Below are 13,366 nucleotides of genomic sequence, written 5' to 3'. Positions count from 1 at the left end.
GCATCCGGAGTTTAAGCTGCGGCGTCTGTTCAGGCCAGCCCAGGCACAGACCAAATAACGGCAGGACGAATTTAGGCAGGCCCAGCAGTTCGGTGACTTCAGCAATGCCGTTACGGATGCCGCCGATATAAACGCCCCCCAGCCCCAGTGATTCTGCGGCTACTAACGCGTTCTGTCCCATCAGCGCGGTATCCACGCAGCCCAGCAGCAGCTGCTCCGCCAGGCCCAGCTGTGCCTCCGGGCAAATCTGCTGATGGCGATTAAAATCGGCGCAGAAAACCCAGAATTCGGCGGCCTGGCCCACATATTTTTGCCCACCGGTCAGCTCGACCAGCTTCGCGCGCATAGCTTTATCGGTAATGCGAATAATGGAAGAACATTGTAAAAAACTGGAGCTGGACGCCCCCTGCGCGGCTGCAATAATCGCCGCTCTTTCAGCCTCGCCGATGGGCTGGTCAGTAAAAGATCGGATAGAACGGTGGGAGCACAGTAGGTCAATTGTCGGGGTCATGCTTCTCTCCTGGTGAGGACTTATCAGTCAAATTAAACAACTCCGGTGCCAGGGCTTTAGCCGTGCGCCACATCATCACTGTGGCGGCAGGCAGCATCATAATAAGGCCAACGATAAGCAGGATCGTGGCGGCAACCGGGCGGGTAAAAGATGCAGGCAAGGGTAGCACCTGATGCAGCACTAAGTAAGAGAACAACAGGATAATTCCGCCCAGCGCCTCGGCAATCAGCACCGCTTTCGGCATGCCGCTAAAGGTTAAATTGCCCATACTGCCTCCGTTTTCCGGGGATTGGGGATGAATACAGCATAACCGGCTTATCTTTATATAGATGAAACGAATCGAAACGACAGGTAATTCCTTCTTTCTTTCACCCAGGGAAGGGGGCATGATAGGCGACATTACATGATAAATTGTGATGCACATCACACTAAATCTGCCCTTTGAGGAGAACCCTATGTTTGCTGTAATTTTTGGACGCCCTGGCTGTCCTTATTGTGTCCGCGCTAAGGAACTGGCTGAAAAACTGACTGAAGAGCGTGAAGATTTCAATTTCCGCTACGTCGACATCCACGCAGAAGGCATCACCAAGGCAGATCTGGAGAAAACCGTGGGTAAACCGGTTGAAACCGTTCCGCAGATTTTCCTCGACCAGAACCACATTGGTGGCTGCACTGATTTCGAGGCCTATGCGAAAGAAAATCTGGGCCTGTTCCAGTAAAGCTTCTCGTCCCGATTTGATGCGGGAGACAAAAAAAGAGGACCGCATTGCGGTCCTCTTTTTTTTTGCGGGTCACGCTCAGCTATGAGAATGCCAGAACAGCGTGCGGCAGAGCATAACGCCCAACGCGCCGGACCCGCACCAGAATACCGCACTGGTATCAAAAGCCAGCTCCTGAAACAGCGAGTGATAATGCAGCGAATAGTAGTGCAGCACAATCAGGCAAAGCGGCGTGGCCAGCAAAGCACTCGACAGCGCTATCGTTAGCGGGCGCTCTTTTGACGTCAGTGCGGCGATCGCACCCGGCAAGGTAAACATCAGCAGACCCGGCCTCGCCTGCGCCCAGGCCGTACCTTCTATGACCATACCGTAACGTATCGCCAGAAAAACGATGCTGTAAAGAACAAAACTAAACGCTACGCTTGTCCAGGACATGCCCTTAAACATAATAGGATCTTCTCTCGGTAATTGATGTTATCACCTGGCCGGAATGACACCGGACTGATTTCCCCTGTTTTAAATAAACAAAAGCCAATGCTTTTACTGGCTGAAAAAGCGTGAAGCGATTAAAATGACGACCGTTTTATTTTATTTGGCTCCGCGCTGTCCGCGTAAACGCCCGAATGTTGTTTCTGCTCTGCTGGCAGTGCAATAAATTTAGCGTAAAAAACCCTTTATTTCAACATGTTACTAGTAAACAAGAAGTTAAACCGTGAATATAAACGTCGCAGATTTGTTAAGTGGAAATGACATTCTGTTATTATTCGTCGTACTGGCGCTCGGCTTGTGCCTCGGTAAATTACGTCTGGGCTCAGTCCAACTGGGTAATTCTATTGGCGTTTTAGTTGTTTCTCTTCTGCTTGGTCAGCAGCATTTTACGATCAATCCCAACGCGCTTAATCTTGGGTTTATGTTATTTATTTTTTGCGTGGGTGTAGAAGCCGGGCCGAATTTTTTCTCTATTTTTTTCCGTGACGGCAAAAATTATCTGATGCTGGCGCTGGTCATGGTCTCCAGCGCGGTGCTGATAGCACTGGGATTGGGTAAACTCTTTGGGTGGGATATCGGTTTGACGGCCGGTATGTTGGCAGGCTCCATGACGTCTACGCCGGTGCTGGTAGGCGCTGGCGACACGCTGCGCCACACTTATCCCAGCGGCGCAGCGCTAAGCCAGGCGCAGAACAACCTCAGCCTGGGCTATGCGCTAACTTATCTGGTCGGACTGGTCAGCCTGATTTTCGGCGCTCGCTATCTTCCACGGCTCCAACATCAGGATTTACCGACCAGCGCACAGCAGATTGCCCGCGAGCGAGGTCTGGATGCCGAGCAGCGTAAGGTTTACCTGCCGGTAATCCGCGCCTATCGTGTAGGGCCAGAACTGGTCGCCTGGATTGATGGTAAGAACCTGCGCGAGCTCGGGATCTATCGGCAAACCGGTTGTTATATTGAACGTATCCGCCGCAACGGCATTCTTGCGAACCCTGACGGCGATGCGGTTTTACAGCAGGGAGACGAGATTTCATTGGTGGGCTATCCGGATGCGCATTCCCGGCTGGATCCCAGCTTCCGTAACGGTAAGGAAGTTTTCGATCGTGACCTGTTGGATATGCGCATCATTACCGAAGAGATCGTGGTCAAAAACAATAATGCTGTGAACAGAAGGCTCAGTCAGCTTAAGCTGACGGACCACGGCTGCTTTTTGAACCGCGTGATCCGCAGCCAGATCGAGATGCCTATTGATGACAGTATTATTTTAAATAAAGGTGATGTGCTGCAAATCAGCGGCGAAGCGCGACGGGTGAAATCGGTGGCCGATAAAATCGGCTTTATCTCTATCCACAGCCAGGTGACCGATCTGCTGGCTTTTTGCGCCTTCTTTATTATCGGACTCATGGTCGGCATGGTGACTTTTCAGTTCAGCCGCTTCAGCTTTAGCATAGGCAATGCGGCCGGTTTGCTGTTTGCCGGTATCATGCTGGGCTTCCTGCGGGCGAACCACCCTACCTTTGGTTATATCCCGCAGGGGGCCTTAACCATGGTAAAAGAGTTTGGCCTGATGGTCTTTATGGCAGGTGTAGGGCTGAGCGCGGGCAGCGGACTTTCTCATGATATGGGAGATACGGGTCTGCTGATGTTGGCGGCAGGCCTGATAGTTAGCCTGCTGCCGGTAGTGATCAGCTTCGTTTTTGGTGCCTGGGTACTGAAAATGAACCGCGCCCTGCTGTTTGGTGCCATTATGGGCGCACGCACCTGTGCACCTGCAATGGAAATTATCAGCGATACGGCCCGCAGCAATATTCCTGCTCTCGGTTATGCGGGAACTTACGCCATTGCCAACGTGCTGCTGACCCTGGCCGGCACGTTAATCGTTCTTATCTGGCCGATGTTGGGCGGTTAAAATAATTTCAGATTATCTGCGAACTTTTGCTGTAGGTCGCAGTCATAATTAATGCCACTGCTTTTCTTTGAAATCCCCAGATTGTGGAGCCCGTTAATCTTCTGATTAGCGGGTTTTTTTATTCCTGTTTCCCGCTCTTACCTGCCTGCCTGCTTTTTTCCGTCATCAATTCTTAACGAAACCACAACCGCTGTCGGAATTAAGAGCGAACCTATTTATCTTTGCCTGTCGTGCTTCTACCTTATGCGACCGCCTTCAGGGAGGCCAAACGGCCCGGCAACACGGCCGCCGTCCAAGCCTCTGACCCGATTGCGAAGCTTGATGGCCGCAAACGGCCCGTTTTTATTTTCAGGTACGTCAGGTACCGCTGAACGAAATGAGGAAATCACCATGCTGGAAGCACTGAACCGGTCGCTGTTTCTCTGGATTAATGCCACACCCGATACGCCAGCCTGGCTAATAACCATGGCCACGCTGGTGGCTCGCGACCTGATCACCATCGTTCCCGTCCTGATTGTTGCGCTATGGCTGTGGGGGCCCCGAAGTCAGGTCGGTTCACAGCGCCGTCTGGTCCTGAAAACCGCCATCGCTTTAGCCTGTGCCTTAACGGTCTCCTGGCTGACGGGCAGTCTGTATCCTCATCCACGTCCGTTTGTTATCGGGCTGGGCCACCAGTTCCTTGCGCATGACGCGACGGAATCCTATCCCAGTAATCACGGCACCATCATTTTCACCTTTGCCATCGCCTTTTTCTGCTGGCATCGGGCCTGGTCAGGTACGGTACTGTTGGTCACAGGCCTGGCGATTGCCTGGTCACGCATTTTTCTGGGCGTCCACTGGCCAATGGACATGCTGGGCGGGCTGCTACTGGGCGTCCTATCTTGTCTGGTGGCGCAGAGCGTGTGGCATTTTTGCGGCCAGCGCTTGTTGCATAATATTTCTTCTCTCTACCGCCTGTTATTTGCTTTTCCGATTCGCAAAGGCTGGGTGCGGGAATAATTTATTGCCGCGCCAGCCTAATTACAGTTGGGCAACTGCGTAAATTACCAACACGTTCTTGCGCAACAGGCCGAAATAATAAACCATTTTTGTTCGGTCGTTGCGCAAATCAATAAAAGCTGGTCCACCCTGCCAGGAAAATTTCATAACTCATTAATTTTAATGATTAAAAAATAAAAAAGCCATAAATGTTAACGTGTGAGGGTAATATTTAAGCAATCGCACTCCCCGCCATTTTGGTTTTAATGACTATAGTAACCGCTTCCATCCAGAGCTTCTTATCGCACCAACCATTTCATTCAGATGATCGTTCTGTTAAAAAGAAAAGTAATACGCTTATCTGAGATCCGTACCCGCTATTTTTCCCTTCCCTCTTCTTTTTCTGATGGTAGAGTGTTGTTCGTCTCAACCAGAGTAGTTAATTAAGTTATGTCTGACGGGAAGCGCTTCCCTGTTATGCATTCAGACTATTTAGTTCACTATTTTCAACCGGGAGATTGTCAATGGAATCCACTAAAACGGCTACGCTGCCCTCAACGGACGCGTCAGCAGAGTGGCGCAAAAGCGACACCACGTGGATGCTGGGCCTGTACGGCACGGCTATCGGCGCTGGCGTGCTGTTTTTACCGATCAATGCCGGTATCGGCGGGTTGATTCCGCTGCTTATTATGGCGGTTCTCGCTTTTCCCATGACGTTTTTCGCCCATCGAGGCCTTTGTCGCTTTGTGCTTTCCGGGCGTGGCGATCGTGATATCACCGGCGTAGTGGAAGAACATTTCGGCACGGGTGCAGGCACGCTGCTTACGCTGCTCTATTTCTTTGCTATTTACCCGATCCTGCTGGTTTACAGCGTCGCTATTACCAACACCGTAGAGAGTTTCATCACTCATCAACTTCATTTATCGTCACCGCCAAGAGCGCTGCTGTCGCTGATTTTGATTGCGGGTCTGATGGCCATCGTTCGCTTCGGTAAAGAGACAATCGTTAAAACCATGAGCGTACTGGTTTACCCTTTTGTTTTGGTATTGATGGCGCTGGCGCTGTTTTTAATCCCGCACTGGAACAGCACGATTTTTCAACATGTCGAAGGCAATGGCAAAGGCTTATGGATGACGCTTTGGCTGGCTATTCCGGTCATGGTTTTTTCCTTTAATCATTCGCCGATTATCTCAGCTTTTGCCGTGGCAAAGCGTCAGGAGTATGGCGATAACGCGGCGAAAAAGTGCGCGCGGATTTTGGCCCGCAGCCACGTAATGATGGTGGTGACGGTGATGTTTTTCGTCTTCAGCTGTGTACTTAGCCTGTCGCCGGAAAACCTGGCAGAAGCGAAAGCGCAGAACATCTCTATTCTTTCCTATCTCGCCAACCATTTTGACACGCCGTTGATGGGCTGGCTTGCGCCGCTGATCGCCATGGTAGCGATTACTAAATCGTTTTTAGGTCATTACCTTGGCGCGCGCGAAGGGTTTAATGGCCTGATTGCCAGAACGTTTCGCCAGCCACCGTCAGAAAACAAGCTGAACCGGATAACGGCGCTTTTTATGTTTCTGACCACCTGGCTGGTGGCGACCAAAAATCCCAGCATTCTGGGGATGATTGAGACGCTGGGCGGGCCAGTGATTGCCGTGCTGCTTTTCCTGATGCCGATGTACGCCATTAATAAAGTGCCGGCAATGCGCCAGTACAGCGGCAAACTCAGCAACGTTTTTGTGGTACTGACGGGCCTGATAGCCATTTCCGCTATCGCTTATGACCTGTTCTGACTGAGGATGCGCCAGGGATGGCGCCATCGCATTCCGCCAGTTAACCCGCTTTTAACTTAATCCTTTTCCAAACCAGCCGTAGAGCTTCATCAGCACAAAATCCAGCATCCGGCTAAATATCCCGCCCTCTTTTACTTCCTCCATTGCCACCAGCGGGCGTTGTTCAATAGTTTTGCCGTTTAGCTGTAAATTCAGGGTGCCGACGAGCTGATTTTTCTTCAGCGGTGCGGTCAGCTGTGGTTCATGCAGCATAAAACTCACTTTCAGCTCTTTGGCCCTCTCTTTCGGCAAGGTTATTGCCGCATCTTCCGCCACGCCTAAACGAACCGTTTTTCGATCCCCAAACCAAACCCGCCGTGAAGCGAAAGGTTTATCGGCTGTTATCGGCGTTAGCGTTTCATAAAATCGGAAACCCCATGTTAATAGCTTTTCACTTTCGCTAAAGCGTATGGCATCGGTTTGCGCACCCAGCACCACAGAAATCAGCCGTTGCCGCCCCTGGGTCGCGGAAGCGACAAGGTTGTTTCCCGCCCCGGCGGTATAACCGGTTTTAATACCGTCGACCTCCAGGTGAGTGCTCCAGAGCAGCCGGTTCCGATTATATTGTTTGATGTCATTGAAAGTGTACGCTTTCTCTTTATGCAACGCATATTCCGCCGGGACGTCACGAATCAAGGCCTGACCAAGCAGCGCCATATCACGTGCAGTGCTGTACTGACCCTCTGCATCCAGGCCGTGCACCGTTTTAAAATGGGTGTTTTTTAGCCCCAGCGCCTGAACATAATTGTTCATCAGGCTCACAAAGGCGCTCTGGCTTCCCGCCACGTAATCCGCCAGCGCGATGCTGGCATCGTTGCCGGACTGGATCACCAAACCTTTATTCAGTTCGGAAACCGGGAGACGATCGCCCGGTTTCAAAAACATTAACGACGAGCCTTTCAGCAACGGATTGCCAGTCGCCCACGCATCGGGGCCGATAGTAATCAGATCGTCATTATGGATTTTTTCTGCCTTCATCGCCTGGCCAATAACATAGCTGGTCATGATCTTGGTCAAACTGGCCGGATCGTGGCGCTCGTCCGCATTATGTTCGGCCAGCACTTTACCGCTGTGATAATCCATCAGGATCCAGGCTTTGGCCTCAATCGGTGGCGGGTTCGGGAGGTCTGCCGCCCGGCTGGTAAAAGCCGCTACGATAAATAAGAGAGGGAGGGTATGGGCAGTGAAAAGCAGAATCTTCATGACGGTGGCTGGCTATCCTTATAGAAGTAAAACGTAATGTATCAACAGGCTAAGCGTCTTTTACGCTAGCTTTTATGGCCGTTAAAAAGAACCTCACTGCCGTAAAGTTTTTTAAAGTTATGAGAGGAATACGGTTTACCGGAACGGCATTATTCTGATTTTGCAGCATGCTGTTATGTCCGTCACAAAACCCCGCTAATCTGAATTAAATCTTCTGGTGGAGTCAGCATGATGGATTTAGCCCTTTTCGATCTTGATGAAACGCTTATTTGCGAAGACAGCGCAGGCCTGTGGTCACGCTGGCTCGTTTCGCAAGGCTATGCACCGACCACGTTGATAGAACAGGAAAGAGCTTTAATGGCCCGTTATCGTGAGGGCCAGCTGTCAGCAGATGATTATATGCAGGCCACGCTGACGCCGCTGGCGGGCAGGGGTACCCTCACCGTTTCCGGCTGGGTCAGGCGCTTTATCCAGCGCGACATCGTGCCGCGCGTCTACCCGTCCGCGCGCGAAAAACTGGCCTGGCATCAGCAGCGAGGCGACAAAATCATGGTGATGTCACCAGGCGGCGATCATCTCGCCACGCCCATTGCGCAGCACCTTGGTGCCCACGGCGCACTGGCTATCGGCGTGGAAATCGTCAACGATCGCTACAGCGGTCAGACCAGCAGCGCAAGAGATAACGGCAAGGATGCGGTAGCAAGGCTCACCGAATGGTTGAGGCAACAGGATAACGCCCGGTTTTCGCAGATTTGGGCTTATAGCGATTCGGTTACCGATCTGCCCCTGCTGGAACACGCCGATCGCGCCCACGTCATCAATCCAACGGAACCGCTCTGCCAGCTGGCATTACAGCGCGGCTGGGAAGTCTGCCGTTGGGTGAAATAACGGACCGGCTTTCCTGTTTTTATCAAACCGGCCCGACAGCCGGTTTTATTTTGGTGCAATCTTTAGCAGTTTGCCTTCGGCTTCATCCGTTAAAACATAAAGATAGCCATCAGGCCCGGTGCGTACGTCCCGGATTCGCTCACCGCGATCTTTAAGCAAGCGGGAGTGTTCTGTAACCTTTTCACCGTCAACGGTTAAATGGATAAGGCTTTTGTCTTTAAGCGCGCCAATAAAAAGCGAGTTTTTCCAAGTCGGGAAGCGGTCGCTTTGATAAAACGTCATGCCGCTGACCGCAGGCGACACCTTCCAGTAAAACTGTGGCTGTACCGTGTTGGGTGCTTCGCCGCCCTGAGAACCCGGCACCGGGTCACCGCTATAATCTCTTCCCCAGGTCGCCAGGGGCCAGCCGTAATTCTTACCTTTACGCAGAAGATTGATTTCGTCACCCCCGCGTGGGCCGTGCTCGTTTTCCCACATTTCCCGCGTCACCGGGTTTAGCGCCAGCCCCTGCGGATTGCGCATCCCATAGCTCCAGATCTCAGGCCGTGCCGCCTGCCGATGCACAAAAGGGTTATCTTCAGGCACGCTGCCATCCGCTTTCAGCCGCACAATTTTGCCGGTAAGCGTGTTCAGGTCCTGAGCCGTGGCGGCCTGAAAATTATCGCCAAAACTGATATAGAGGTAACCCTTATCATCAAAGGCCAGTCGCGATCCTAAATTGGCGCCGCCTGAAAGCTTTGGTTCCTGTTGCAGCACAACGTGGAAGTTTTCCAGCCTGGTATTGCCCTTGTTCAGCGTGCCGAAACCTACAACCGCCCCAGCCCGTGCTTCTTTATCGGCTTTGGTATAGCTGAGCCAGACCCGGCGGCTTTGCGCAAAATCCGGTGCCAGCACGATATCCAGCAAACCGCCCTGTCGTTGAGCCCATACCTGAGGCACACCTGACAGGGGTGCCGACAGCCCTTTATCGCTTTGCCACAGACGAAGCTGTCCGCTGCGTTCGGTGATCAGCACTCCCTGATTATCCGGCAGAAAGGCGATAGCCCAGGGATGCTGCAATCCTTTTTGAAGTTCGGTTACGGTCACTTCTTCGGCGACGGTCATTCCTGAGGCCAAAAGCGAAATGCTGAGCAGACATATTTGCAGCGGTCGGGACATCATTTTTCTCCGGATAAGTGGGACTGATATCATTGTGGCAAAGAGGCTTTTCCGTCGGGCAACCTTTACAAAAAATCAAAATTGATAGCAGATTCAAATAACTCGATCGCTTAAAAAAAGTACTGGATATTTAAACAGGCAACTGTATAATATTTCTACTGCCCGCTCGGGTGTCTTTTGAAAAGCTTGGGGGTAAAACCTATGATGATTTCGACAGAAAACCTCAGCTCGCTGAATCAATCGGTCACGATGAGCAGCCGGGAAATCGCTCAGCTGGCGGGGATCCCGCACGGCGAAGTAAAGCGGCTGATTAAAACGCTGGAAACCACGCAGCGTCTTTCTCAACCGCTGACGATCGGGGTTTACGAGCGTGACGGTGAAGCCCGCCAGGAATATTGCCTGAACAAACGCGATTCGCTCTTAGCCGTGGCGCGCCTTGCGCCCGCGTTTATTGCTCAGGCTCTCGACAGCTGGCAGGAGCGGGAGCGAAGCACGCGACTGCCGGACTTCACCAATCCTGCGGCGGCGGCTCGCGCCTGGGCCGAACAGTTTGAACAGCGTCAGGCTGCCGAGCAGCAGCTGGCTCTTTTCGCCCCAAAGGCGGAGTTCTTTGACCGCTTTGTCCAGGTGGAAGATTCGCTGGGTTTTCGTCAGCTTTGCAAAATGCTGAAGGCGAAAGAGCCTGATTTCCGCCAGTTCCTGTTCGAGCGCAATATCATGTACCGCGCCAACGGTACGCTGATGCCTCAGCAGCACCACGTGCAGGCAGGGTATTTTACGGTGCGGACGAGTGTAGGTGAGAACCTACATGCCTTTTCACAGGCACGCTTTACCGCTAAAGGGGTGAAGTGGGTGACTACTCTGTGGGCCGCACATCTTGCCGCGCAGCCAAAAGGCGCGGCGGCATAACAGCTTCCCGCTCTCAGCAAAAGCACGGGAGCACGCTGATGATGGCCTGAAGAACTCGCTGGATAAGTTTTGACCGAAAGGCTGCTGGAATGAAGGCCCGGCTTACAGCGGCACAGGCCAATGTACCGCAAAAGCTCAACCCGACAGGGTGGCACAGGAACCTGTCCATTACCCTGCCAAACCGGTTTCTGATGCGTAAAGACCCGAACCAGTCCGGTGTTCGGTTAGAAAAGTAAGAGGATGTTGAGGCCGCTTAACTGCGGCCTTTTTCAGGCCTGTCAGCCTTAGCCGTATTTAGCCTGATGCGCCTTTTTACGTTGCAGATAATCGTCATCTTCACGGATCTTATCCCACCAGACTTTAAAAATCGCCGCTGCTTCCGCTTTCTCTTCATTAACGTGATAAGGCAATACCTGTCGATCTTCATCATATTTGCGGCCGCCTTTATGATTGGCGTAACGCCTGGCCCGGGTATAGCCCATCTGAATAAATTTCCGCGCCATGTCCATACCGACAAAATCATCCTTCGCCCGGTATTCCTCAAACAGCGCCATAATTTTTTTCGCCGACACCTCCGCAATCGCGGGCGTTCTGAAGCGCCAGTGTGGCAATATTTCGCCTTTATAAGGCTCGACCATCAGCACACCCTGTTCCCCGCGTCCAACCTGATAAAGTTCAGGATGCTGGCGAAAGTCGATGGTTTTAAAATCCTGCTCGTAATCAAATTCCTTCATGGTCCACCTCTGAATAAAATGTAAGCCTGGCACAGGTAACAAAGAACAGACCAGCAAGGCTCAGTTTTTCAGTTTAGGATCCAGCGCGTCGCGCAAACCATCGCCTAACAGGTTGAATGCCAGCACGGTTAAAAAGATAGCGAGGCTTGGGAAAATCGCGACGTGCGGTGCCATCACCATATCCGCTCGCGCCTCGTTCAGCATCGCACCCCATTCCGGCGTCGGTGGCTGCGCGCCCAGCCCCAGAAAAGAGAGGCTGGCGGCGGTAATGATCGAGGTCCCGATACGCATGGTGAAATAAACCACGATAGAAGAGAGCGTGCCCGGGAGAATATGGCGCAGGATAATGGTCATATCCGAAGCGCCAATGCTTCTGGCGGACTCAATCCAGGTCATCTGTTTCAGTACCAGCGTATTGCCCCGCACCAGGCGAGCAAAGGCGGGAATGCTGAAAATAGCCACGGCGATAACGACGTTGGCCATCCCGCTGCCCATAATAGCGACCACCGCGATCGCCAGCAAAATCCCCGGAAAAGCGAACAGCACGTCGCTGATACGCATGACGATACGATCCCACCAGCCTTCATAGTATCCTGCCAGCAGGCCCAGCAGCGTACCGGTAGCGGCCCCGATCGCAACCGAGAAAAAGCCAGAGATCAGCGACAGCCGCGTCCCCAACAGCACACGGCTAAAAATATCGCGGCCCAACGAATCCACGCCAAACCAGTGCATCGCCGATGGCCCTTCCGTCAGGCGATCGTAGTCAAAGTAATTTTCGGCATCAAAAGGGGCTATCCACGGCGCCACAAAAGCGACCACGATCAGCAGGATAATAAAGAGGCCTGCCGCCAGCGCCACCGGCTGACGACGAAAGCGTCGCCAGAACTCCCGCCATGGCGTGCGTACGCGATGTTGCTCGATCGTTGGCATCGCGGCCAGGGCCGCGCTACGTCGCCAGTTTTTCATCGCCCGTCCTTATTTATAGCGAATAGTCGGGTTAATCGCCGCGTAGAGCATATCGACAACCAGGTTAATAAGAATAAATTCCAGTGAAAACAACAGCACTTCGGCCTGTACTACCGGGTAATCGCGCATTTCTACGGAATCCACCAGCAGCCGTCCCAATCCTGGCCAGTTAAATACCACTTCCACCACAATCGAGCCGCCCAATAAAAAGCCGAACTGTAAGCCCATCATGGTGATGACCGGGATCATGGCATTGCGCAGGCCATGTTTAATCACTACCCACGTTTCGCGCACGCCTTTAGCCCGCGCGGTACGCATATAATCTTCCTGCATCACCTCAACAAAAGAGGCGCGTGTAAAACGCGCCATCACGGCGGCGACAGCGGCCCCCAGTGTGATGGAAGGCAAGATATAGTTGCGCCAGCCATCCGCACCGACGGTGGGCAGCCAGCCCAGCTCTACGGAGAAAATTTGCATCAGCAGCATGCCTAACGCAAAAGCCGGGAAAGAGATGCCGGAAACGGCCAGCGTCATGCCAATCCGATCCGGCCAGCGGTTGCGCCAGACTGCTGAGACGATGCCGATAGTCATACCGAAAACCACCGACCAGACCATGCTGCTTAGCGTCAACCACAGCGTTGGCAGAAACCGCTGGGTTATTTCAGCGGAAACCGGCCGACGGGAAACCATCGACTGGCCGAAATCGCCCCGTACCGCCCGGCTGATAAAGTGCCAGAACTGCTGGATAAGCGGCTGATCCAGGCCGAGCTGATGGCGTACCAGAGCGACGACGGTTGCATCCGCCTCTGGCCCGGCCACCAGCCTGGCCGGATCGCCCGGCAGCATGTGCACAAACAGAAACACCAGACCCGCCACGATGAGCAGAGTGGGGATCAGGCCCAGCAGACGTTTAATAAAATAATTAAGCATAAGTTTCCCAGCACGTTCACGTCGGCACCCGCATCAGCCGACGCCGCCACTACTTCAGATCGGCATCGTCAAAGCTGAAAGAAGTATCCGGCATCACATAAAAGCCCGTCAGGTTTTTGGTATTGGCTGAAACCAGCTTTTCTACCACC

General features: G+C 52.8%; 15 protein-coding genes. 6 read left to right on the top strand and 9 right to left on the bottom strand.

Annotation, left to right across the window (positions count from 1 at the left end; translation table 11 throughout):
• Window positions 1-511 (bottom strand): oxygen-insensitive NADPH nitroreductase (nfsA, locus tag RTK32_RS05120; protein ID WP_312042410.1); only part of this gene is annotated, 511 nt, incomplete at its 3' end.
• Window positions 495-779: a DUF1418 family protein gene (locus RTK32_RS05115; RefSeq protein ID WP_312042409.1), complete on the bottom strand. Its 285-nt coding sequence runs from the start codon at window positions 777-779 to the stop codon at window positions 495-497. The genes nfsA and RTK32_RS05115, both read right to left, overlap by 17 nt.
• Window positions 780-966: 187 nt before the next feature.
• Here RTK32_RS05115 and RTK32_RS05110 point away from each other — a divergent pair, with 187 nt between their 5' ends.
• Window positions 967-1,230: a GrxA family glutaredoxin gene (locus tag RTK32_RS05110; RefSeq protein ID WP_147196543.1), complete on the top strand. Its 264-nt coding sequence runs from the start codon at window positions 967-969 to the stop codon at window positions 1,228-1,230.
• Window positions 1,231-1,308: 78 nt separating this feature from the next.
• On the opposite strand, the gene ybjM is transcribed toward RTK32_RS05110, so the two are convergent.
• Window positions 1,309-1,677 carry an inner membrane protein YbjM gene (gene ybjM / locus RTK32_RS05105; RefSeq protein WP_312042408.1) on the bottom strand — a complete coding sequence of 123 codons (369 nt, stop codon included), beginning with the start codon at window positions 1,675-1,677 and terminating at the stop codon, window positions 1,309-1,311.
• 265 nt (window positions 1,678-1,942) lie between these two features.
• On the opposite strand from ybjM, the gene RTK32_RS05100 reads away from it, so the two are divergent.
• From RTK32_RS05100 to RTK32_RS05090, 3 genes are all read left to right on the top strand, one after another.
• Window positions 1,943-3,628 carry an aspartate:alanine antiporter gene (locus tag RTK32_RS05100; protein ID WP_312042407.1) on the top strand — a complete coding sequence of 562 codons (1,686 nt, stop codon included), beginning with the start codon at window positions 1,943-1,945 and terminating at the stop codon, window positions 3,626-3,628.
• A gap of 393 nt (window positions 3,629-4,021) precedes the next feature.
• Window positions 4,022-4,627 carry an undecaprenyl-diphosphate phosphatase gene (gene ybjG, locus RTK32_RS05095; protein ID WP_312042420.1) on the top strand — a complete coding sequence of 202 codons (606 nt, stop codon included), beginning with the start codon at window positions 4,022-4,024 and terminating at the stop codon, window positions 4,625-4,627.
• Between the two features lie 503 nt (window positions 4,628-5,130).
• Window positions 5,131-6,390, top strand: coding sequence for an HAAAP family serine/threonine permease (locus tag RTK32_RS05090; RefSeq protein ID WP_312042406.1), 1,260 nt, complete (start codon window positions 5,131-5,133; stop codon window positions 6,388-6,390).
• A 51-nt stretch (window positions 6,391-6,441) separates the two neighbouring features.
• On the opposite strand, the gene RTK32_RS05085 is transcribed toward RTK32_RS05090, so the two are convergent.
• Window positions 6,442-7,632, bottom strand: coding sequence for a serine hydrolase (locus RTK32_RS05085; RefSeq protein ID WP_312042405.1), 1,191 nt, complete (start codon window positions 7,630-7,632; stop codon window positions 6,442-6,444).
• A 231-nt stretch (window positions 7,633-7,863) separates the two neighbouring features.
• On the opposite strand from RTK32_RS05085, the gene RTK32_RS05080 reads away from it, so the two are divergent.
• Complete coding sequence (locus RTK32_RS05080; protein ID WP_312042419.1) at window positions 7,864-8,520, top strand: HAD family hydrolase; 657 nt, start codon at window positions 7,864-7,866, stop codon at window positions 8,518-8,520.
• Between the two features lie 45 nt (window positions 8,521-8,565).
• Here the strand turns inward: RTK32_RS05080 and RTK32_RS05075 are convergent, their stop codons facing one another.
• Window positions 8,566-9,678 carry a PQQ-dependent sugar dehydrogenase gene (locus RTK32_RS05075; protein ID WP_409451064.1) on the bottom strand — a complete coding sequence of 371 codons (1,113 nt, stop codon included), beginning with the start codon at window positions 9,676-9,678 and terminating at the stop codon, window positions 8,566-8,568.
• Between the two features lie 201 nt (window positions 9,679-9,879).
• Between RTK32_RS05075 and RTK32_RS05070 the strand changes: the two genes are divergently transcribed.
• Window positions 9,880-10,587: a phage antirepressor KilAC domain-containing protein gene (locus RTK32_RS05070; RefSeq protein WP_312042403.1), complete on the top strand. Its 708-nt coding sequence runs from the start codon at window positions 9,880-9,882 to the stop codon at window positions 10,585-10,587.
• Window positions 10,588-10,871: 284 nt separating this feature from the next.
• Here the strand turns inward: RTK32_RS05070 and RTK32_RS05065 are convergent, their stop codons facing one another.
• The 4 genes from RTK32_RS05065 to RTK32_RS05050 all read right to left on the bottom strand — a co-directional run.
• On the bottom strand, window positions 10,872-11,321 hold the full coding sequence (locus RTK32_RS05065; protein ID WP_312042402.1) for a DUF4385 domain-containing protein: 450 nt from the start codon (window positions 11,319-11,321) through the stop codon (window positions 10,872-10,874).
• A gap of 60 nt (window positions 11,322-11,381) precedes the next feature.
• Window positions 11,382-12,287: a glutathione ABC transporter permease GsiD gene (gsiD, locus tag RTK32_RS05060; protein WP_312042401.1), complete on the bottom strand. Its 906-nt coding sequence runs from the start codon at window positions 12,285-12,287 to the stop codon at window positions 11,382-11,384.
• Window positions 12,288-12,296: 9 nt separating this feature from the next.
• Window positions 12,297-13,217 carry a glutathione ABC transporter permease GsiC gene (gsiC, locus tag RTK32_RS05055; RefSeq protein ID WP_312042400.1) on the bottom strand — a complete coding sequence of 307 codons (921 nt, stop codon included), beginning with the start codon at window positions 13,215-13,217 and terminating at the stop codon, window positions 12,297-12,299.
• Between the two features lie 49 nt (window positions 13,218-13,266).
• A partial coding sequence (locus RTK32_RS05050; protein ID WP_312042418.1) for a hypothetical protein occupies window positions 13,267-13,366 on the bottom strand: 100 nt, incomplete at its 5' end.

Origin of the sequence: Erwinia sp., from assembly GCF_031978025.1 — a bacterium.
GTDB lineage: Bacteria > Pseudomonadota > Gammaproteobacteria > Enterobacterales > Enterobacteriaceae > Erwinia.
Note: the sequence above shows the minus strand (reverse complement) of the source record. Positions and strands in the feature narration are given on the sequence as shown.